Raw genomic sequence first — 23,344 nt, forward strand, 5'->3', positions numbered from 1 at the left:
TTCTGAAAATGAAAATGGAACTCATTTTGCTATTTTGCACTTTAAAAACCAATATCCTGATTATCAATGATAAAAATAGATCAAATATTCAACTTAGGCTGATGTTCATACTTTTAAGTGGTTTCAAATTATAATTTGAAACAATTTAGTGCTTAACTTTTCTTTCAAAAAAAGCTGTTCTTTTATAATTAATCTATAAGCAAATTAAAAAACTTCAAGTAATCGCTGTAAAATTTTAAATAAAACAAATCATTCTTAAAACCTTAATAAATGATTAAAATTGGTGTTTCTGCCCTAAATAAAATTGGTTTACTAATTTTAATTTTTACATTTGCGTTATTTTTAATTATTCTAAATAGATTCTTTATTGTAATTGAATTTTTAGAAAAACGATAACAACCTTAAACAATATTTCAAAACAATAAATACCTCAATATGAAAAAGAATATTTTTATCTCTTTTGCATTAATCGCTACTTTATTTGTTAGTGCTCAACAAAAAAACATTTTATTAGAACAGTCTTTTTGGAAAAATGCTCCGGATGTAACTGCCGTTAAAGCAGAAATTGCAAAAGGTAATAATCCGGCTGAAGCCAATGCAAATGCTTTTGATGTTGTGGTAATGGCGATTAACAATGATGCTCCTTTGGCAAGTATCAAATTCTTGTTAGACCAACCCGGAAATCCGCTTAATAAATCTACTCACGACAATCGTATTTATTTGCACTGGGCGGCTTACAGAGGAAACACTGAATTGGTAGAATATCTTATCGCTAAAGGTTCTGATGTGAATTTTGAAGACAGCCACGGTACTACTCCACTTGTTTTTGCTGCTGGTAACGGATTGCTTAATCAAGGTGTTTCTGAGGCTTTTTTTAAAGCAGGAATAGATCCTAAGAAAAAATATTCAGATGGGGCTAACCTATTACTTTTAGCTATTCCGTTTGATAAAGACTTAACGTTTTCTGACTATCTGATCACAAAAGGATTGTCTCTAAAAGATGTTGATGCTAACGGAAACACGGCTTTTGATTATGCTGCAAGAACCGGAAATGTAACTCTTTTGAAGAAATTAAAAGAAAAAGGTGTTAAACATACTGACAACGCACTTTTGATCGCAACACAAGGAACCCGCAGAGAAACTACTCCGCTAGAAACTTATAAATATCTTGTTGAAGAAGTAAAAATCAAACCTGTTTTCGCAAATAAATCAGGTAATAATGTGTTGCATCTTTTGGCTTCAAAACCAAATCAAACTGATATCATCAATTATTTTCTGGCTAAAGGAGTTGATGCAAACAAAGTAAATAACGATGGTAATACTCCGTTTATGATTGCTGCAGGAGCAAGAGAAAATGGTGTTTTAGAACTATTATTACCAAAAGCTAAAAACATCAACCTACAAAATCTAAAAGGAGAATCGGCTTTAACAATGGCTGTACGTTCAGGAACTCCTGAAGCTGTTGCGTTGCTTTTAAACAAAGGTGCAGATGTTAATGTAAAAGACAAAGACGGAAACAACTTAGGCGTTTATTTAGTACAAGCGTATCGTCCTGCAGGTCGTGACGCTAATGCAAAAGATCCTTTTGATGCTAAAGTAAAATTATTACAAGACAAAGGATTAAACCTTGCTGCTGCTCAAAAAGACGGAAGCACTTTGTACCACTTTGCTGCTGCTAAAAACGACTTGGGTTTACTAAAAAAACTTGCTGCATTAAATATTGATGTTAATGCTAAAAACAAAGACGGAATGACAGCGCTGCACAAAGCTGCAATGGTAGCCAAAGATGATACGATCTTAAAATACCTTATTTCTGTTGGAGCTAAAAAAGACATCACTACAGAATTCGACGAAAGTGCTTATGCTTTGGCAAAAGAAAACGAGTCACTAACTAAGAATAATGTTTCTGTAGAATTTTTAAAATAGGAAAAAAGAGTTATGAATTATGAGTTATGAATTTTAAGTTTAAACTCTTAACTCACAATTCATAACCCGTAACCCATAATTCATAACTCATAATTTATAATTCATAATTCACAACATGAAATCAATACTTAAAATAGCTCTTACAAGCGCATTAATATGTTTAATCTCTTTTCAGGCAAATGCTCAGGCTAGCAAATACAAATGCATGCTGCAAATGGCCAATTATATGGGAGAAGGTGCTTATATCGTAGTTTCGCTTATTAATGCTAATGGTGATTACGAGAAGACGCTTTATGTAATGGGCGATGATAAAAAATGGTACAAATCGCTGAAAGAATGGAATAAATTTCAAACAGCAAAACCTGCTGATATCAGTGCTAAAACTGGAGCTTCGGTTACCGGTGGAGATCGCAGCATTACGACAATAGAAATCGATGATTCGAAAATTAATAAAGGTTATAAATTACGATTTGAATCGGCTGTCGAGGATCAAAAATACCATGTAAATGATGTTGAAATTCCGCTTACCACAGAAGGTTTAGCCGATAAAACAGAAGGAAAAGGTTATATTAGATACGTGAGATTAAGCAAGATTTAATACTTTTTAGTTCTAAGAAAACTTTTGTCAAAGTTACAGTAACCACAATGATTGGCCTAGCCCCGATAGCAGTGGAAATCCTTTTGTGGCGGTGTTCGCCACAAAAGATTGAAACGAATAGCGGGATTAGCTCCTAAAAAAAATCATTTTATTCCTTTTATTTTTGACAAAAAAATAGCAATTACATTTCAATAGATTACACTCAATGACTCTTTCTTTTTGGCGTTACGCACACTTAGCTTTGGCTTTGTTCTCTTCTTTATTTTTAATTTTAGCTTCGACTACAGGAATTATTCTGGCAGTAGATGCGATGCAGGAAAAAACACTTCCGTACAAAATAGAAAATTTCGATGCAATAACGCTGGGAGAAACTTTACCGATTTTAAAAAAACAATATGCCGAAATTACGGAGTTAAGTGTAGATCATAATCAATTTGTAACGCTTCAGGCAATTGATGACGATGGTAATGACATTAATGCGTACATAAATCCTAAAACGGGGAAACAATTAGGAACTCCGATAAAGAAAAGTGAATTTATTCAGTGGGTTACCGGCTTGCATCGTTCGTTGTTTCTTCATGAAACCGGACGTTTTTTTGTGGGTGTTATTTCGTTTCTGTTATTACTCATTGCCATTTCTGGTTTTGCTCTTGTTTTAAACAGACAAAAAGGCATTCGTAATTTTTTCTCGAAAGTAGTCAAAGAATATTTTGCCCAATATTATCATGTTGTTTTAGGTAGAATTGCGCTTATTCCTATTTTGATTATTGCGCTTACAGGAACGTACTTATCTCTGGAAAGATTTAATTTTTTCATGGGAAAAGAGAATAAGAAAAAAGAGAAAACGGAGATTGTAAAACCTTCAAAAGAAAACAATACTTCGGTATTTGCGACCACACATTTGTCTGACGTTAAGAAAATTGAATTTCCTTTTACAGATGATCCTGAAGAATATTATATCATTCAGCTAAACGATCGAGAAATCGAAGTGAATCAGGTTACTGGCGCCGTTGTAACGGAAAAACGTTCGCCAATGACGGTTCAGTTATCCGACCTAAGTCTTGATTTGCATACCGGAAAAACCAACGGAATCTGGGCTTTTATATTGGCTCTTGCGAGTATAAATATTCTCTTTTTCATTTATTCCGGTTTTGCCATTACACTAAAAAGAAGATCAAGCCGAATAAAAAATAAATTCAAAGCCAACGAAAGTAAATTCATCTTATTAGTTGGTTCTGAAAACGGAAGTTCATTGCGTTTTGCCAATGCGATTTTAAAACAATTAATTGGTCATGGCGAAAAAGCTTTTATTGCTGAATTAAACAGTTATACCGTTTTCCCAAAAGCAGAACATATTATTCTTTTCTCTTCTACCCACGGTTTAGGAGATGCTCCTTCTAATGGAGGCAAGTTTGTATCGCTTTTAAAGAAATATCCGCAACAGCAAAAAATCAATTATTCGGTAGTAGGTTTTGGTTCGAAAGCCTATCCTGATTTCTGCGAATTTGCTTTTGAAATTGGCCGACAATTAGCAACCCAAACCTGGACAGAACGTTTACTCGATGTACAAACGGTAAACGATAAATCGGCAACAGAATTTGTAGAATGGATAAAATTATGGAGTGCCAAAACGGGAATTCCGTTATCGACAACGCCATCTTTATACAATCATGTTCCTAAAGGTTTGCAAAAATTAATGGTGTTGGATAAAACATTGGTTTCTGAACAGGAACAAACTTTTATCCTGACTTTAAGAGCCAATGTAAGGGCTAAATTTAGTTCAGGCGATTTACTGGCTATTTATCCCGCAAACGATACCAGAGAACGCCTCTACTCTATCGGGAATCATTCCGGCAACGTACAATTGGTTGTAAAACTACATCCAGACGGATTGGGTTCTGAGTTTCTAAACAATCTCGTTCCGGGAAATACCATCAAGGCAAGAATCATCAATAATAAAGCATTTCATTTCCCTAAAAAAGTGTCTAAAGTAGCCTTCATTTCTAACGGAACCGGTATTGCGCCTTTCCTTGGAATGATCGAGCAAAATAAAACGAAAACAGAAACGCATCTTTATGCCGGTTTTAGAATGGAAACTGAAACAGTTTCAGGCTATAAAAAGTTTACGGCAGAAATGATCCAGAAGCAAAAACTTCAAAGTTTTCATTTGGCATTATCCCGCGAAGCAGAACACTTTTACGTCATGGATCTCATCAAACGCGATGCTGATTTTTTTATTGATTTATTGCAACAAGGCGGTGTCATCATGATTTGCGGATCTCTTGCCATGCAAAAAGATGTCGAAGCTATTCTGGACAAATTATGTATTGAAAGAAGAATAAAAAGCATTGCAGATTATAAAGAAAATGGTCAGTTGCTGACGGATTGTTATTAGGTAAAATTGTACTGTTAGGTACAAAATGTTGGTAGAAAACAATAATTGAAACACATTTTAGCGTGCCGTAGGTACGCAATAGAAATCATTTTGTTGCGTACCTACGGCACGCTTACGAATTTCCAATATTAATAATTACCAATATTTTGTACCTAAAAGTCACATTTTCGAATCTTAATAAAACGAATAATTAAAATGATTTTCATGCACAAATCAATCCCATACAAACTCCTGTTTTTCGCTGTAATACTTTGCGGTTTATCTGTTAATGCGCAGGTTTTACGAAAGCGAACGACTTTGCTTATGGGAGGACGTTTTGATATTACAATTGTTGCCAAAGATTCCCTTTCGGCAGAGCAAAATATCGATGAAGTTATTGCCGAAATTACCCGAATCGAAAACCTAATTTCTGACTGGAAACCTGATTCTCAGGTTTCGCAAGTCAATCAAAATGCTGGAATTAAACCTATAAAAGTCGATCGTGAAGTTTTTGAACTTACCCAAAGAGCCATACAATTTTCTGAAGCTACAAAAGGCGGTTTTGATGTGAGTTTTGCCGCGATGGACAGGATCTGGAAATTTGACGGATCAATGACCGAAATGCCTTCGGCGGAAGCCATAAAAAAATCAGTCGAAAAAGTGGGGTACAAAAACATCATTTTAAACTCGGTTCAATCGACTATCTTTTTAAAATTAAAAGGAATGAAAATTGGTTTCGGAGCTCTGGGCGAAGGATATGCCACAGATAAATGCCGCAATATGATGCTCGCAAAAGGCATTAAAGCCGGAATCGTAAACGGATCCGGAGATATGACCGCCTGGGGAAGACAACCCAACGGAAAAGACTGGAATATTGGTATGACAAACCCTTTTCATCCCGATACGCTGTTTGCCGTAGTTCCTTTAAACAATGGCGCTGTAACGACTTCAGGAAGTTATGAGAAGTACGTTGTTTTTGACGGAAAACGCTACTCACACATTATAAATCCCGCAACTGGTTATCCCGCAACTGGACTATGCAGCGTTTCTGTTTTTGGTCCAAACGCTGAAACCGCCAACGGATTAAGCACTTCTTTAATGGTTTTAGGACAAAAAGAAGGTTTGCTTTTACTTAAAAAATACCCCGACTACAGTTGCGTTATGATTACTGATAATGGAAAATTAGTAAAATCGAAGAACTTCAAAATCAAAAAATTTAAGGCGAAGTTATAAACCTTAAAACTTCATTCTGAACAATCTATAAATTTCACAACAAAATAGGATTAGCGCTGGAAAATTGTAAATCTTTTTTTCAGGAGCTAATCCCGCTATTCGTTCATAACCAAACTGACTTCAATTTGCACGCGGATGACACGGATTCGCTTCGCGAAAGCGCAGATATTAACGGATTTTTTATATTCGTAATCTTGTCATCCTGACGGAGGAAGGATCACACACGGGATTCTACAAAGGTTGGCGATTCTGATTGCGGAGTTACTAGTGTGATCCTTCGTTCCTCAGGATGACAAAAATGAGAGAGTATCAAAATAAAAATCCGTTCCAATCCGCGCTTTCGCGATAGCGAATCCGTGTTATCCGCGTGCCATAAGTCTGCACATAAAAATCCGCAAAAATCCGCGCTTTCGCAAAGCGAATCCGTGTCATCCGCGTGCCATAAGCTTACAGATAAAAAATCCGCAGAAAATCCACGCTTTCGCAAAGCGAATCTGTGTCATCCGAGTGCCATAAAATCCCAACATTAGAAATTCTAATGTAATTCTAATAATCTTCTAATTCGTTTATTTAGATTAAATATAAACAATAAATTAAGTTTGCGCTCGTATTGGTAAGTAAACAAATTATGAGATTTTTAGCAGTTGTTTTGATGTTCGTTCATTTTTCAGTTTGGTCACAAAACGGGAATATTACAGGAAAAGTTATCTTTTCTCACAATGAACCAACATTAGGTGCTTCGGTATTGGTTCTAGGCACACAAAACTACGCTATGGCTGATACTAATGGTCATTTTGAAATCAAAAAATTACCATACGGACATTACACTTTGGAAATTTCTTCGCCGGAAGCTAAAACAAAAACAGTTACTATTCATTTGCACCAGCCTTCTCAGCAAATTACTATTTCTCTAGAAAAACATGATCCCAAAGCTTTGAAAGAAGTAGTCATTCAGAAAACTACGGTAAAGAAAGAAATAATGCAAAAGGGGTTTTCTGTAAACGTGATCGAAACTCAGGAAGCAGCCAAACGAAATATTCAGACTAACGATCTTTTAGGGCAATCGGCTGGAGTTCGCATCAGACAAAACGGAGGTTTAGGATCGAGCATTAATTACAATCTGAACGGAATGTCGGGCAACGCCATTCGAATATTTATAGACGGAATCCCTATTTCGACTTACGGTTCATCATTCAATTTAAATAGTATTCCGCCAGCATTAATCGAACGAATTGAAGTGTACAAAGGAGTAACTCCGGCGCATTTGGCAGATGACGCTTTAGGAGGAGCTATTAATGTAATTTTGAAAAAGGGAGCTAAAAACTCTCTTAGTGCCTCGATATCTTACGGTTCGTTTAACACCATTCAATCTAACTTTAATACCACCTATCGCGATAAATCAGGTTTTACCTTAAAAGGTTCAGGGTTCTATAATTACTCTGATAACGATTATGAAATTTGGGGAAAATTTGCCTATAATATTTCGCGTAACGGAGTTATGACGCAAATTAAAGCCAAACGTTTTAATGATGCTTATCGTTCTGTGGGAGGTCGCATTGAAGCTGGTTTTACAGATGTTAAATGGGCTGATACTTTCTTAATTGGTTTTAATGCCTCAGATGACTATAACGAAATTCAGCACGGACAGGCGATGTCAAAACCCTACAAAGGCCGATTTACTGAAGCTGATGCACAGGTAATAAGCATCAATTATGCTAAAAAAGATTTTATTGTAAAAGGGCTTGAATTCACCGTAAATTCTGTTTTTAGCCAAAGAACAGAAGTTTTAAACGATACGGTAAAATGGAATTACAATTGGTTTAACGAAAAAGCAATTGGTATTGATGGTCAGCATTTTTTATCGCCAACTGGAGCACAACAAGGTCCAGCTACAATTTTGCACATCAACAACAAAATATTCAGTACACGAGGCGGATTGAATTATACCTTAAATGATAATCACAAATTTGTATTTAGCAGTATGCTTTATTCCTTTGACAGGGATGATCACGATGAAATGAAATCTGAACTGGAAAGAAATTTTCAGCAAAAGCGTGATCTTCAAAAAAGTGTTTTGTCACTTGCGTATGAACTTCAGGCATTTGATTCACGCTTAAGAACCAATTTATTTGGTAAACGCTATAACCAAAAAACAGAACAAAGAACCCCAGTCATCACTACTACAGGAGGACAGGCTTCAATAGCTGAAAAATTAGAGAACAACAATACTACTTTTTACGGTTATGGTTTTGCAGGATCTTATTTAATCTCACCAAAATTAATCTTCACTTTATCTGCAGAAAAAGCAATAAGACTTCCTTCTGAAAATGAAATTTTTGGTAATCCAGGTGAAAATCAGACCAGCAATAGCGACTTAAAACCAGAAGAAAGCGACAACCTGAATGTAGGTTTACGATTTGGGCCATACCTTATCAATCAGCATAAATTTAGTTTTGGAGGATCCGGATTCTGGAGAAATTCTAAAGGAAAAATTGTTCGTGAATTTAGTAATCGTCTTAATGAGGCTTTGCAAACTACACCTTCGATAAACTTAGGAACAGCGCAATCTATTGGTTACGAGGCTTCATTTGAATATTCGCACAATAAGAGATTATTTATAGGAATGAATATGTCTAAATTCAATTCACTCTTTAAAGATAAGTACGATAAAAACGGGGAAATACTCTATAATTACAACAAACAATATCCTAATGAGCCTTATTTCATCATTAACGGAAATGCACAATACAATTTTCAAAATGTCTTGCAGTCTAACTCTGAGTTGAATTTGTACTACAATTTTACCTATGTAAATGAATTTTTTACAACATGGCAAGGAACTCAAATCGATAAAGTACCGTCTCAGTTTCCACATGATTTAGGTTTGAGCTATACTTTTCCGAACAAAAAATACATTGTGAGTTTTGATGCGAAAAACATCACCAACGAACAGGTTTACGACAATTTTGGAGTTCAAAAGCCGGGAGTAGCATTTTACCTGAAATTCAATTACATCCTGAATAAATTTTAATCTATATAATTAATTTTTTTAAATCCATGAATATGAAAAAAAGTACATTTAAATTAATGGCCTTTGGTTTGGTTTTTACCACATTTGCCTTAACGACAAGTTGTAGCAGTAATGATAACGAAGACTCAATAACACCTACTCTGCCTGAAACTCAAAGCCGTTGGATAACAGTGGCAGGAGCTTTAATGCAAACTGCTCCCGGAGACGGAAATGGTGGTACTAAAGTTTTTTCTGTTAGTAAAGAAGATGCAAAAAACCCAAACATTTCTATTAATGTTTACGATAACGGAACGCCTGTACAATCAACCAGAACAGCTCGTTTGCAATCCTCTGTAGACGGAAGCACTCTTTTTAATATTACCTATACTGGTGCAAACGGTGGTGAGTTTATGACCTATAAAGTAAATGGTGGTAATAATTTTACACAATCAGGATCTACAGTAAACATCTCGCAATATGCAGGAACTTCACCAAGATGGACTAAACTTTTTGACGGAGATAAAACGGGTGTGGCGGTAAACGTTACGGCACCTGTAATTGTAACTAATCCAGATAAAACATACAAATATACGAGAGGTTCTGCAACAGTATTAAGTTTAGATTTACAAAAAATCTTAATTTCTGCTGCAAAACAATACGAAATTCCGTTAACTCCTGAAGAAGAAGCAAAAGGACACCACATTTTCCGTTTAGATGCGCCAACTTTAAACAAAGCCGGAGACAAATTAATCATCGGAACATGGATGCGTAAAACCAATCCTCTTACGGCAGAAAATGAAGCTACATTTGAGCGTTTAGGTTCTAAATCTCTTATAGTGGATTATCCATCATTAACAAATCCGAAAATTATTACTTCTACAGTAGGTTTTGGAGATACAAGCGGATACCGTAGTTTTAATAGTTTTGTGGCAAATGACGGAAACATTTACCAGGCAACTCAAAGAGATACCAAAAATGGTTCTTATATCTTAAAAATCAACCAAAGCAACGAATACGACAACTCTTATGTGTTTAGTTTAGATACTGCTCTTGGAATAAAAGGATCATACATCGATGCATGGAGATATGTTGGAAACGGAATTGCTTATGCAGTTTATACTCACGATGCTGCTAACAATCAGGGATTTGTAGCAAGAATCGACCTTAACGCAAAAACAGCTAAAAAAGTAGACGGAATTGCTTACGATGCTGATTTAGATTTTGGTCAGTACCAAGGTTTTGTAGTAGACGGAAATGATTTATACATAGCAGTTACGCCAGTAGGTAAAGACGGAAACATTTATGTAATTGATGCTGTAAGTGGCGCTGTAACAAAAGGAGCTAAATTGGTAAACAAGGCTGGAAACCATTACATTGGTGTATTCTAAAAATAAACAATAGCAGAGATACCAATTGTCAAAAATGCTATTACTTGAGTTTTTTTTTAATTAGAACATTCCGCTTCATTTTTTATGTAGCGGAATGTTTGTTTAAAAACACCTAACTTTTTTATCCTTCAAATCATGAAAAAATTAATCTTTACTGCATTAATGTTGGCTTCGCTATCTATTAATGCGCAAAAAAATATCCTTCTGGACCAAAACTTCTGGAAAACATCTCCTGATATCACTGCCATAAAAGCCGAAATTGAAAAAGGAAATAATCCGTCGCAATTGAATCCTATGGCATTTGATCCCGTTGTTATGGCAATTAATAACGGCGCTTCTTTTGAAATTGTAAAATTTTTAATAGAACAACCTGGTAACGGAGTAAAAAAACCTACTCACGACGGGCGTATTTACCTGCATTGGGCGGCCATGAAAGGAAATAACGAACTGGTAAATTATCTTATCGAAAAAGGTTCAGATATTAACCTTGAAGACAGCCACGCCACTACTCCACTTGTTTTTGCAACTGGCGGTGGACAAGCCAATGTGGCTTTATACGAAGCTTTTTTTAAAGCCGGTATCGATCCTAAAAAAAAGTATAGAGATGGTGCCAGCTTATTATTGCTTACCATCGCAAATGATAAAGATTTTGTACTTACAGATTACTTTATTACAAAAGGTCTTTCTCTAAAAAATACAGACAATAATGGCAATACCGCTTTTAATTATACCGCAAGAACCGGGAATATTGCCTTACTAAAAACACTTTTAAAGAAAGGTGTAAAATATACTGACAATGCCCTTATAATGGCGGCGCAAGGTAATCGCCGTAATGCAAACGGAATCGAAGTATACCAATATCTGGTAGATGAACTTAAGATAAAAACAACTGTACAAACCGCAAATGGTCAAACGGTACTTCATTTATTGGCAGGAAAAGACAAACAATCTCAAATCGTTACCTATTTTATTAATAAAGGTGTCGATGTAAATAAAGCTGACAACGAAGGAAATACCGCTTTTATAATTGCATCAGGAGGAAAAGATATTGAATTGCTTCAAACTTTATTGCCGAAAGTTAAAAATATTAATGCTATAAATGCCAAAGGAGAATCGGCACTTACTCAGGCTATAAAAAACAGTTCTGCTGATGTAGTTGCTTTTCTTTTAAACAATGGTGCCGACAGTACAATTAAAGACATCGAAGGCAATAATTTAGCTTATTATGTTGTAGAATCATATCGCGCTCCAAGAGCAGGAATACCAGGCGGTGCAACTCAAAAGGATGATTTTGGAGATAAAATAACGCTATTGAAAAATAAAGGAGTTGATTTTACCGCTAAACAAAAAGACGGTAATACTATTTATCATTCGGCTGTTGTAAAAAATGACCTTGCTTTGCTAAAAAAACTAGCTGATCTTAATATTGATGTGAATGCCAAAAACAACGAAGGAATAACGGTTTTACATAAAGCGGCCATGATTGCCAAAGATGATGTTATTTTAAAATATCTATTATCGATTGGAGCCAATAAAGACATCAAAACCGAATTTGATGAAACGGCTTATGATCTTGCCAAAGAAAATGAACTTTTAAAGAAGAAAAACATCTCAGTTGACTTTTTAAAATAAACAATTTACAAATGAAATTACTATCAAAAATAAGCCTTCTGGCAGCAATTCTATGCCTTGTTTCCTTACAGGCATCCGCACAAAGTGCTAAGTACAAATGTCTCTTACAAATGTCAAATTATATGGGCGAAGGTGCTTATGTAGTTGTCTCGTTGGTTAATGCAAAAGGCGAATACGAAAAAACATTATATATTATGGGCGATGACAAACAATGGTACAACAGCTTAAAAGAATGGTACAAATTTTATTCTAAAAAACCTGCCGTAAACGCCAAAACCGGAGCATCTGTAACTGGTGGAGATCGTAGCGTTACTATATTTGATATCGAAAATGCTAAAATAGACAAAGGCTACAAATTGCGTTTTGAAACCGCTGTAGAAGATCAAAAATATCATGTTAACGATGTCGAAATTCCTCTTACAACTGAGGCCATTACGCAAAAAATGGAAGGCAAAGGATATATTAGATATGTAAAATTGAATAAGATTTAGGCTTAAAATTTTGCCACAGATTAAAAGATTAAAAAGATTAAAAGTAAAAATCTGCAAATCTGCGAGAAAATTTAAACACATAGAAACATAGACTTATATTGCTTAAATTAAGATTAAAATAAGCAAATATTTGCTTACACATAGCTGAATTATTCACCATTTGCAATCCTTAATCTTGTCATCTCGACGAAGGAGAGATCACACTAGAAAATCGACAAAGATTAGCCACAAAGATTAAGGACAAAGATTAGGGACATTCTGTGCGGAGCCACGAGTGTGATCCTTCATTCCTCACGATGACAAACTAGACGAAAACATTATTATGAAAATGATTCTCCTAGCCCCGATAGAAGTGGAAATCCTTTTGTGTCCGCCGCGGCGGACACAAAAGATTGGAACGGATAGCGGGATTAGCTCCTGAAAAAAAAATCTTATTATCCATAAAAAAACCTTCTTATAAATAAGAAGGTTTTTGCTTTTATATATTAAGTATCACAAGAAACAGAATCCCAATCCTGATCCATGTAATTAATTAGCCAGTTTAAGGCATATTGTCTTTCGTAAACAATCCCGGGATTAATGCCTTCGATTTCCCAGCCGTTAATTCTCTCATCGACACAAGCCCAGTTGAATCGGTAATACAAATCGTTCGCATCCAAAATCTCACTTTTAGATCGTATCGAAACTATCGAATCGATAAAAATATTAGGATCTTTATCCTGACCTACCGGATAATTATCAGGATCTATGTTTTCGAGATCACAAAATTCATCCGGAAAATCGAGTGTTTCAATTTTATTCAGCGCCCACATTAAAACCCAGATTCCTTCGCATTTCCAACTTTCGTTTGCCTTTTTATCATCAGTAGGATTCGCCAGAAATTCCTTTTCATTTTCTGTAGTAAAATCCCAAAGATTATAGTTTTGCAAATATTCGGTAGCTTCTTCCGGAGAAATACTATTAAACGCTACTAAATTTACCACCGCCAAAGCACTCACTCTTTGCGCAATTTCCTTTGGAGTTCTTAAAGTAGTTTCTTCTTCAGATTCTATGCAAGGTAAATTTCTGTTGATTTTGATCGCATTCTCTTCCAGGATTTTTTCGTTCTTTTCCTTTCTTAATTGCTGATCTTCTGATAATTCGTTTTGGTTTGCATCAAAATAAACCGAATTGATCCTAACATCTAATTCGTCGATTTCGCAATTTCCTTCGGTATCAATAATCAAATCCAGGTTTTTATCCAGGAAATGTTGTCCGCTCGATTTACTGATAGTAACATCAGGCTGAACAAACAAAACAGCGTCAAGTTCGTTCGCAATATTCGCTATTATGGTTTTTAAATCGGCTATTTCTCCTTCTTCCGGAATAATCGTAAACTCAGAATTTAAGGTTTGAATTTTCTGAAGAAACAGATTTTTCACTTTTTCATTTACCGTTGGCAATGAATATACAAAACCGTAAAGTCCTTTTAAATTCGCCGTTAGCGCAGAATCATTAATTTCAGGAATTTGGTACGATGGCTCGGCTCTTTCGCGATATAATATTTTTATTTTTTGTGTAGAATTTGAAATTCCATCTTTAATTTCTAAGTCGATGATATCAGATTCCTCTTCTTTACTGATTACAATGTTTCCCTCCGGAAAATTAGAAACAATAGTTTCTTTAATAGCATCAAAACCAGATTGGTGCGAGTAAATGGTACAAATCATTTGATTATTTTCTATTTGTGATTAAATATTCAGGCGTATAAATGGTGTTTATTTACGCTAATATAGGTTTATTTTACTACAAAATGCAAACGTAACCAAGATGAAATTATGCAGGTTTAAAAAAAAATCACGCAGATTTTACAGATTTTTTTCTTTAAACCAATCTTCATTATCAGCCTAAATCCTTATTAAATCTGCGTGAAATATTTTTATATGGCTTTCGCCGAAATTTCCCTCTTTACCTCTAAAATTTAAAAATCTATCCCGTACTTTCCTGATTCTGTTAAAATAAACTGATGAAACAAGCTTTATTCACTAATCTGTTTTATTTTGTGGCAACGATCAACTTTATTCCCTTTTCTAAATAATTTTTAATAGATTTGTGTAATCGATTACATTTACATATATTTATCGATCGAACGCGTTTTTTTCTGAATCAGCAAAAAAATACAGATCAATAAATACATTTAGCAATAAAGCCTTTTTATTTAGAATGCAATTTTTAACCATAATTCAATAAGAATGAAAACTAACCCAATTCACTTTTTACGTATTGCTCTGGCAATTGTAATAACAAGTTGTGCGCAAAACAGTATTGCCCAAAATTCAAAATCTTATGATACTTATAAGAATATTGAATTTAAAATGGCTAAAGTCAAAGAACCGGTAATTCCTAAAAACAGCGTCAACCTTAAAGACTTTGGTGCTGTAAATGGTGGTTATGTTTTAAATACAAAGGCTTTCGCCGATGCTATAAATGCAGTTTCAAAAAAAGGCGGAGGAAAAGTTATTATCCCGCCTGGAATCTGGCTTACAGGTCCAATTCTTTTAAAAAGTAATCTCGAACTTCATGCAGAAACAGGCGCATTAATTATTTTTTCGCCAGATAAAAGTTTGTATCCTATTATAGAAACCAGTTTTGAAGGTTTGAATACCTGGAGATGTATCTCTCCTATTTATGGTAAAAATCTCGAAAATATTGCTTTTACCGGTAATGGAGTTTGGGACGGTTCCGGAGAAGTTTGGCGACAAGTTAAAAAGAGTAAATTAACTGATAGTCAATGGAAAAAAGTTATTGCTTCCGGTGGTGTTTTAAACAAAGACAAAACCAGTTGGTATCCGTCTGAAACTTTTATGAACGCTTCTAAAGGCGCAGATCAAAACGTACGTCTGGATTTAAAAACCAAAGAAGAATTTGAAACCATTCATGATTTTTTACGTCCTGTAATGGTAAGCATTCAAAATAGTAAAAGAGTATTGTTTGATGGTCCCGTATTTCAAAATTCACCAGCCTGGAACATTCATCCTCTGATGGTCGAAGATTTAATTGTGCGTAATGTAACGGTTCGTAATCCCTGGTATTCTCAAAACGGAGATGGTCTTGATGTTGAATCCTGCAAAAATGTGATTATCGAAAATTCAAGTTTTGATGTTGGTGATGATGCTATTTGTATTAAATCAGGAAAAGACAAAGACGGTCGTGATCGTGGCGTTCCTTGCGAAAACATTATCATAAAAAACAATATCGTATATCACGGACATGGCGGTGTAACGGTTGGTAGCGAAATGTCGAGCGGTGTAAAAAACATGCACGTATCCAATTGTACTTTTATGGGAACTGATGTTGGATTGCGCTTTAAAAGTAATCGCGGACGCGGCGGTGTGGTCGAAAATATTTTTATTTCGGATATCTATATGACAGATATTCCATCGCAGGCTATCTCTTTTAATTTGTATTATGGAGGAAAATCGATCGAAGAAACTTTGGCTGAAGGCGGCAATACATTAAGCTCTAAAGCAATGCCTGTAAATGAAGAAACGCCACAATTTAAAAACATTTCGATAAAAAATGTAACGATAAAGGGCGCTCAACAAGCCGTGTTCCTGCAAGGTTTACCTGAAATGAATCTTGAAAACATCGAAATTTCTAACTTGACAGGAAATGCCAAAAAAGGCTTTTCTATCATTGATGCCAACGGAATCAAAATAAGCAATGCAAAATTAGACATCGAAGAAACTACTGTATTTGAAATTTATAATACTAAAAACATGTCGCTTAAAAATGTCGAATTCAATTCTACCTCTCCAAAAGCAATCACGGTTAACGGAGAAAACAGTCAAAATATAGAATTTGTTTCATCGGCTAATTTTAATCTTGCCAATAAAACAACTGTAGGAGAAACGGTTCCTAAAGGTGCTGTAAAATTCTAAAGTAAATCTATTTCATATAAAAGGGTTGAATCAGCTATTTTGATTCAACCCTTTTTTTATATTTTTTGATTTAAAGCATAGATAAACCCAATTCCGGTTTGACCGTTTTCGAGTTCATATTGGGTTTGAATTCGGGTATAACCATCGCCTTCAAATTCATCCAGATAATCCCAATGCAAAGGCAAATCTTCAGAAAATAAAACATAAGCCTTTAGTTTTTGAGCTTCTTCTTCATTCACAGCAATAAAACCATTATAGCCTAAAGAAGTTCCCCAGCCTCCTTCTTCTAATTTTCCTTTTATAATTGCTTTTCGCCACTCCCCTTTTACAGGATCCATAACCGAATGATTCGATTCACCCGGAGCCAATGATCCGTAAATAATTAAAGCCGGCATAAGTGTAATATCTTTCATTCTCAATTCTTAAAATCTATATTCTTTGTTCTATGCTCTTTCCTCCAAAACTCTAAAACTCCAAAACAGGCTTCTTCATATCATGATACAAAAGTACTTTCCAATGTTCCTCTTTTGCTTCCTGCTCCCATTTTTTGCGTGATTCCATGGCGCGTTTTCCGTCGAAATCTGTTTTGTAAGCCACATGCATTTTTAGATAGATTTCTTGTGGCAAATCATCTGCTCCGTAAAAAGTAATTTCGTTATTTTCCTTTATCCAAAAAACCTGATGAAATGGCGAATGTCCGGCAGAAACTTTATAGAAAATCTCGTTCGTTATTTTCCCTTTATCGTATTCCAACATCTTAACGTTAGAAAATGTTTTTATCTGATTTAATATCTTCAAGTCATAAGACGGATGTTGTTGTGCCAAAGCAAAATCAAGTTCTCTTTTTTGTATATAAAGCGTCGCATCAGGAAAATTTTGAATAAAAGTATCACCTTCAAAATAACCAACTCCCTCGATATGATCTTTATGAAAATGCGAAATCAGGACTTTTGTAATTTGTTCCGGTGCAATATTATGCGTTTCAAGTAAATGATGAATAAAAGGTTTTCCGTTTTTATGAAATCCTAAACCCAGATCAATTAAAATATAATCATTTTGAGTAATCACCAAAAAAGGCTGAATTGCCATTTTAAGGCCTGAATCTAAAGGGAATTCGCTTATAAGTTTAAATTCTTTCTCACTGTTTACGACATAATTTCCCTCTTGCAATGGTATTATTTTCATTTTACTCTTTCATTATTTTCTACAAAGGTCTAAAGAATTTCTATATTTGTAAAACCTTATTTTTCGATGTCATCAATCGATAAAACCGATTTAAAAAATGGAACTCAGACAACTACGATATTTTCTTAAAGCAAAAGAATTACTCAACTTTACAGAAGCTGCCAATGCGTTAAACATTAGTCAGAGTACTTTATCGCAACAAATTAAACAGCTTGAAGATGAATTGCAAATTCCGTTATTTAACCGAATTGGCAAGCGAATTACTTTAACCGAAGCTGGAGAATTATTCTCTGGTTTTGCCTTGCAAAGTATTAGCAAAGCCAATGAAGGTTTTCAATTATTAAAGGACTTAAACAATATTAATACAGGAAAAATTGCCATTGGTGTTACTTATGCTTTGCGTGATATTTTAACCCAAACGGTGATTGAATTCGCAGATCAATATCCTGAAATCGAATTCGAAATTGTTTTTGGAACTTCTAAAGAACTGATCGAAAAACTCAATCATTTTGAATTGGATGTGATTCTTACTTTCGAAGAAATCATTACCGAAAATCATTTTAAATATCAGATCCTTTTTACTTCGCCTATGACGCTGGTTACTGCAACGGAATCTAATTTAAAAAACAAAAAATCGATATCCCTAAAAGAAATTAGCAAACTGCCTCTTGCTCTTCCTGCAAAAGGATATAGTACGACTTTGTTTATTAGCGAAGCGTTTCATAAAAACAATCTGCATCCAAAAGTAGCCATCGAAATCAATGATATTCCCACACTTTTAGAACTGGTAAAAAGCGGTAATTGGTACACAATTCTAACCCAAACCACTATTAAAAACGAAAAGGGAATTTCGTGCATTCCGATAGAAGGAAAAAACATGACTCGAACGGCTATGATTATTTCGTTAAAAGAAGTGTATGAAAAGAAAGCGGTAAAGGTGTTTTTAGATATTTTGAAGTCGCTGGTTTAAGATTTACAATAGTAAATTTAAATCTGAAATTAAGTTTATTGTTTCTCTGTATAAAAAAGTGCTGCCTGACCCCACTTCTCTCCGTTTTGATCTTTTAGTTCCCAAAGAATACCGTCATAGATAGTAAAACTATTTCCTGATTTGTCGATGCGATCACCGGAATAATTATAAGCAATTCCGTTTTGAGTAACTGTTTTTAACAACTGCTCGCGCTCAGTTCTATTAGAAGCTGATGCACTAAATCTGGAAGGAAGAAAAAGCATTTCATCTAATGTATATTTAAAACAAGACAGAGCAAATTTATTAGCATAAATAAAAATAGGATCAACACTATTATCATGGGCTAGAATGCTATAATTAGCTTCTTCATCAAGCCATTTATATCGATCCACAACATCTTCAGGACAAGGAAGATGATTTTCGCTCAGCATAAGAAAACAATCGTCTATCTTTTTGATCAGTTCATACCATTTTTCTGAATTCATAACTTTATAAATTTTTAAGTCTGGGATTACTTCCAAGTAGCTGTAAAGCATCAACCGGAACTTCAATCAATAACGAACGGGACAATTGTTTTTTATCAGTCATTCGATCGAATAAACTTTTTATATTACTTAGGTCAGGATTTAAATATTCTGCATCCCAACCGTGTGCTTTCGCAACTCCACAATAATCAATAGATTTAAGCTCTGCGTGATATCGTTCTTTTTTAACACCCGGCATAATTTTAGTCAAACCTTGTTCTACAATTCCTAATGTTTTATTATTTAATAAAAAAATAATTAAACCAAGATCACTTACTTCTGCCATTGTTCCGGAGAATAACCGAAAACATCCGTCGCCTGTAAACAAAAATACTAATTTTTCACGATTCGATATTTTTGCTCCAACTGCTGCTCCAAAGGCTCCTCCCATGGCAGAACCCCGATAAAGAGAATAAAACCGAATATTATTGTTGGGTCTTTGTGTCACATATTGGCGGTCTTTGTAAGCCAGACATACATCATCAAAACCTATCGAGTTCTCTGGCCACCATTGGTCCAGCTGCTGATATAAATTGGACATATCAACATAATTTTCACGAGCAACATTAAAAGGTTTATCATTTAAATTTTGAGGGGCTAATTTGGCAGGTATATTGCGAAAGGGATTTTGACTGGAAGATACAATCAATGATTCTAACAAGGTATTTAAAGGGCCTTGAAAATGATAATAACGGCCTTGCACGAAATGTGCTACACTATTATCAACTAATCCATAGGCATCGGGAATATTACCGGCAAAGAATGTACTTCCTGTCGAAAATTTATTAAAATTAACGGTGTATTCGTCCGGACATGCTCCTAAAATAAGCAAAACATCGCTCTCGTTTAGTGAATTAAAAAGTGACAAAGCGCGATCGTTTCCTCCAAAAGAAATATAACCATAACCGTAAGGATTATTGCGATCAACAGCATTTGCACCATTAATACTCCATACCATTGCAACTTGAAATTGTTGGGCAAATTTAGAAGTCAATTCCTGGGCATTATGGTAACGTGCCATTTCTTCGCCAACCAGAACTACTAAACGTCTGCCTTTTATTTCTTTTCTAAAATTATCGATAAAACTTTCCGTATCAATTTCTTCTTTATTATCTAAATTTTGATCAATTATAAGGTTAGGAATTTCATCGTGTTCAATTATTAATTGTTCATTATCAAGAACCAGTACCACAGGTTTTGAATGATCTAATTGATTTTTTGCTTGTGCCAGTTTCATTGGTAAGGTCAATTGGCTATCAAGTACAAAGACAGAACCCGGCAACTCAGCCTCAAGTTGCAATATAATATTACTACCGTGCGGTGTAGAATCCTGTAATGGAGAAAAACCCACTGCACTAATACCGGAAACCGGAACAATATACACGGCTGGAATATCATGTAGTTTGGCATCGCTTAATCCGCAACTAATGAGTTTTGTCGCAGCTCCCGTTGTTGCAATAGCAGCCGCAATTTTACCACTTGCCAAATAGTATCCTAACGGGACAAATCCTGCGTTATATTCGCCAAAATTTAAAAACTTAGTTCCGCTTAAAGTGTTATTTGTGTAAGGATCTATATATTTAAGATAATGGATAACACCTCCTCCTGTTACTCCGGAATAAAAAGAAACGCCCCAGCTTTGTAGCGTATCTATAATTAGTTTGTTGCTATTCATATAATCTTAATTAAAAAATGACTTTATTAACGAGTAAATTATATTTATAAAACTATACTTTAACACTTATAAAGATACAAATAGCATCTAGTCTTCAACAAAATAAAAATATAAAAATTCGCACTAAAAAAAATCAAATAACTGACTAACAAATACTTAAATTATAATTTACACAATATCCATAACATCATATTCAGTTAACAATTCTTTTTTGTTTAATTCTTTTAAATAAAAAAACCGCCTCAATTACTGAGGCGGTTTCTATTTATTCAAGTCTATTTAGTGGTGATTATCATGTCCGTAATCTTTACCTTTTGAATTTCCTTTAGATTTACCTGGGTGATCATTTCCGGAATTTCCGTTTTTTTCTTTGTACTTGTTATTTTGTTTGTAAACCTTATCCGGTTTGTTGCCTCTGTTTTTCTGAGGTTTTCCGTGATATCCTTTTGGATATTCTGCTCTGTGTTTTTTATGGTACGTATAAGGAGCATCTCCTCTGTAATCATTTAAAACTACTTTATATCCTCCGTAAAGATCATATTGTCTATAGTTTGAAGGCAATCTGCTTTGTCTTATCCATCTTCCGTTATTATCATAAATAAACTGTTTTTGGGTAACATCATAATAGGTATCGATATCCGGTAAATAATAATATCTACTATCGTCATAACCTTGCGGACCCCAACTTGGAGGTGTACCAATATTTACATTGACCGAAACTTGGGCGTGGGCAAAAACACTCATCAGGAGCATTAGTGCAATTACTATTTTTTTCATCTTCGTGGTATTTAGTATTAATGTATTTAATACTAAGCTAAAGTAGTGCCATTTATTTGCTTTTCCCCTCTCCAGTATACAAAAACACCAAACCAATCGACGAATAGTACCTCACAACCGACAAAAGTGATAGAATAAAAAAACGCCTCAAAATTTTGAGGCGTTTTTCATTTAGTCATGTTTTTAATTTGTGGCGATCATCGCAAAAATGATTTATTGGGTAAATCTATTTCCATCCGCCGCCTAAAGCACGGTATAAGTCAACTACAGCTTGTAATTTCTGTAAATTGTCGTTTACACCACTCAATTGAGCTGCTAAAAGGTTTTGTTCTGAGGTTAATACATCTGTATAATTAGTGGCAGAACTATATTCTAAAAGTTGTTGTGTAAAATCAACCGCTTTCTCTAATGCTTCAATTTGTTTTTCTCTTGAATCTTCTTTGGCTACAGCCATTTCATAAGCATAAAGAGCGTTCGAAACTTCCTGACCTGCTACCAAAAGACTTTGCTGAAAGGTATTAAAAGCCTGAACTTGTCTTGATTGTGCATTTGTTAATCTTTCTCTGTTAAGTCCCTGATTAAAAATTGGCTGAGTTAATCCTCCAATTATTGAATAAAAGATAGACTGATCAAAAAAATTCTTTAATTGTAAAGTTGATAAACCACCACTTGCTGTAAGCGTTAAACTTGGATAAAAATAAGTTCTTGCCAAATTTGTGGTTTCAAAAGCTGTTCTGAAATTAAATTCAGCCTGACGAACATCAGGACGATTTTCTAACAATTGAGCCGGTAAACCAATAGCAATTTTTTCAGGAATTATCTGATCGCTTAAAACGCCTCTTTCGATTGGTCCTGAAGCTTGTCCTAATAAAATATTAAGTGCATTTTCAGTCTCACGAATGCTTCTTTTTAAATCCGGAATCAAAACTTCGGCTGCATGTTGATTGGCTTCACTTTGCACAACAGATGCACCCGTAACAATTGCTCCTTCTTTTAAAGCTTTTATTACTTCTACATTTTTGATACGGCTTTCTAAGGTCGCTTTTGTAATTTCTAATTGCTTATCATAAGCCAGCAATAGGAAATAATTATTAGCAATATCAGAAATCAATTGTGTTTGTACTGCTTGTTTTGCAGCGTCTGTAGAAAGGTAAGTTGCTAAAGCTGCTCTTTTTGAACTGCTTAGTTTTCCCCAGATATCAGCTTCCCAAGACGTACTAAAACCCATTTTATAAGTTGTCGTTAACGTATTGATGTTAATTCCCGGAGGAAAATTCAATGCCGCCTTAGACTGCTTATTACGTGTTGCACTAGCATCAAAATCTAAAGTTGGATAATAACCTAATTTAGTCTGACGTAAAGTAGCACGCGCCTGAACGATATTTTCAATCGCATTTTTTAAGTTCAGATTCTGGTCTAATCCTTTTTGAATTAAAGCATTTAATTTTTGATCTTTAAAAACAGTCTGCCAAGGCATATTAGCGATCGTAGTCGAATCAGTAGAAGTCTGATCTCTGTATAAATTATCTGTCGATAATGTTTTGGGACGTTCGTATTTTTTGGTAACGCAGGCACTCAAAAGAGTGACTGCAACTACCATAAGAATATATTTATTTGAACTATGAGTCATTTTTTCTTAAT

The 23,344-nt window shown here is 34.7% G+C and carries 17 protein-coding genes; 10 read left to right on the forward strand and 7 right to left on the reverse strand.

Features of this window, described 5'->3' with window-relative positions; genetic code table 11:
- Positions 1–435 precede the first annotated feature (435 nt).
- The 8 genes from L0669_RS18325 (at position 436) to L0669_RS18360 (ending at position 12,652) form a co-directional block, all read left to right on the forward strand.
- The gene (locus L0669_RS18325; RefSeq protein WP_263759259.1) at positions 436–1,926 is read left to right on the forward strand and encodes an ankyrin repeat domain-containing protein; all 1,491 of its coding nucleotides are present in this window, start codon (positions 436–438) and stop codon (positions 1,924–1,926) included.
- Positions 1,927–2,041: 115 nt separating this feature from the next.
- Positions 2,042–2,524 carry a DUF2271 domain-containing protein gene (locus tag L0669_RS18330; RefSeq protein ID WP_263759260.1) on the forward strand — a complete coding sequence of 161 codons (483 nt, stop codon included), beginning with the start codon at positions 2,042–2,044 and terminating at the stop codon, positions 2,522–2,524.
- A gap of 205 nt (positions 2,525–2,729) precedes the next feature.
- Positions 2,730–4,919 (forward strand): PepSY domain-containing protein, encoded by a 2,190-nt coding sequence (locus tag L0669_RS18335; protein WP_263759261.1) that lies wholly within the window; start codon positions 2,730–2,732, stop codon positions 4,917–4,919.
- Positions 4,920–5,123: 204 nt separating this feature from the next.
- The gene (locus L0669_RS18340) at positions 5,124–6,131 is read left to right on the forward strand and encodes an FAD:protein FMN transferase (RefSeq protein ID WP_263759262.1); all 1,008 of its coding nucleotides are present in this window, start codon (positions 5,124–5,126) and stop codon (positions 6,129–6,131) included.
- A 628-nt stretch (positions 6,132–6,759) separates the two neighbouring features.
- Positions 6,760–9,162 carry a TonB-dependent receptor gene (locus tag L0669_RS18345; RefSeq protein ID WP_263759263.1) on the forward strand — a complete coding sequence of 801 codons (2,403 nt, stop codon included), beginning with the start codon at positions 6,760–6,762 and terminating at the stop codon, positions 9,160–9,162.
- A 32-nt stretch (positions 9,163–9,194) separates the two neighbouring features.
- Positions 9,195–10,529 carry a hypothetical protein gene (locus L0669_RS18350; protein ID WP_425250460.1) on the forward strand — a complete coding sequence of 445 codons (1,335 nt, stop codon included), beginning with the start codon at positions 9,195–9,197 and terminating at the stop codon, positions 10,527–10,529.
- A 135-nt stretch (positions 10,530–10,664) separates the two neighbouring features.
- Positions 10,665–12,161 (forward strand): ankyrin repeat domain-containing protein, encoded by a 1,497-nt coding sequence (locus L0669_RS18355; protein ID WP_263759264.1) that lies wholly within the window; start codon positions 10,665–10,667, stop codon positions 12,159–12,161.
- 11 nt (positions 12,162–12,172) lie between these two features.
- Complete coding sequence (locus L0669_RS18360; protein ID WP_263759265.1) at positions 12,173–12,652, forward strand: DUF2271 domain-containing protein; 480 nt, start codon at positions 12,173–12,175, stop codon at positions 12,650–12,652.
- A gap of 485 nt (positions 12,653–13,137) precedes the next feature.
- Here the strand turns inward: L0669_RS18360 and L0669_RS18365 are convergent, their stop codons facing one another.
- Positions 13,138–14,361, reverse strand: a complete 1,224-nt coding sequence (locus L0669_RS18365) for a DUF4272 domain-containing protein (RefSeq protein ID WP_263759266.1) — start codon at positions 14,359–14,361, stop codon at positions 13,138–13,140.
- Positions 14,362–14,883: 522 nt separating this feature from the next.
- Here L0669_RS18365 and L0669_RS18370 point away from each other — a divergent pair.
- Positions 14,884–16,572, forward strand: a complete 1,689-nt coding sequence (locus L0669_RS18370) for a glycoside hydrolase family 28 protein (RefSeq protein ID WP_263759267.1) — start codon at positions 14,884–14,886, stop codon at positions 16,570–16,572.
- Positions 16,573–16,628: 56 nt separating this feature from the next.
- On the opposite strand, the gene L0669_RS18375 is transcribed toward L0669_RS18370, so the two are convergent.
- Positions 16,629–16,985 (reverse strand): gamma-glutamylcyclotransferase family protein, encoded by a 357-nt coding sequence (locus L0669_RS18375; protein ID WP_263759268.1) that lies wholly within the window; start codon positions 16,983–16,985, stop codon positions 16,629–16,631.
- A gap of 52 nt (positions 16,986–17,037) precedes the next feature.
- Positions 17,038–17,757 (reverse strand): MBL fold metallo-hydrolase, encoded by a 720-nt coding sequence (locus L0669_RS18380; protein WP_263759269.1) that lies wholly within the window; start codon positions 17,755–17,757, stop codon positions 17,038–17,040.
- Between the two features lie 97 nt (positions 17,758–17,854).
- Here L0669_RS18380 and L0669_RS18385 point away from each other — a divergent pair, with 97 nt between their 5' ends.
- Complete coding sequence (locus L0669_RS18385; RefSeq protein ID WP_173970155.1) at positions 17,855–18,727, forward strand: LysR substrate-binding domain-containing protein; 873 nt, start codon at positions 17,855–17,857, stop codon at positions 18,725–18,727.
- A gap of 35 nt (positions 18,728–18,762) precedes the next feature.
- Here the strand turns inward: L0669_RS18385 and L0669_RS18390 are convergent, their stop codons facing one another.
- The 4 genes from L0669_RS18390 to L0669_RS18405 all read right to left on the reverse strand — a co-directional run bounded on the left by L0669_RS18390 (position 18,763) and on the right by L0669_RS18405 (position 23,333).
- A complete protein-coding gene (locus L0669_RS18390) occupies positions 18,763–19,212 on the reverse strand; it encodes an MEKHLA domain-containing protein (protein WP_263759270.1) in 450 nt (149 codons plus the stop codon).
- A 4-nt stretch (positions 19,213–19,216) separates the two neighbouring features.
- Positions 19,217–20,926, reverse strand: coding sequence for a thiamine pyrophosphate-dependent enzyme (locus tag L0669_RS18395; protein ID WP_263759272.1), 1,710 nt, complete (start codon positions 20,924–20,926; stop codon positions 19,217–19,219).
- A 279-nt stretch (positions 20,927–21,205) separates the two neighbouring features.
- Positions 21,206–21,703 (reverse strand): hypothetical protein, encoded by a 498-nt coding sequence (locus tag L0669_RS18400; protein ID WP_263759273.1) that lies wholly within the window; start codon positions 21,701–21,703, stop codon positions 21,206–21,208.
- Between the two features lie 226 nt (positions 21,704–21,929).
- Complete coding sequence (locus tag L0669_RS18405; RefSeq protein WP_263759274.1) at positions 21,930–23,333, reverse strand: efflux transporter outer membrane subunit; 1,404 nt, start codon at positions 23,331–23,333, stop codon at positions 21,930–21,932.
- Between the last annotated feature and the right edge of the window lie 11 nt (positions 23,334–23,344).

Source organism: Flavobacterium bizetiae (assembly GCF_024271895.1).
Taxonomy (GTDB): domain Bacteria; phylum Bacteroidota; class Bacteroidia; order Flavobacteriales; family Flavobacteriaceae; genus Flavobacterium; species Flavobacterium bizetiae.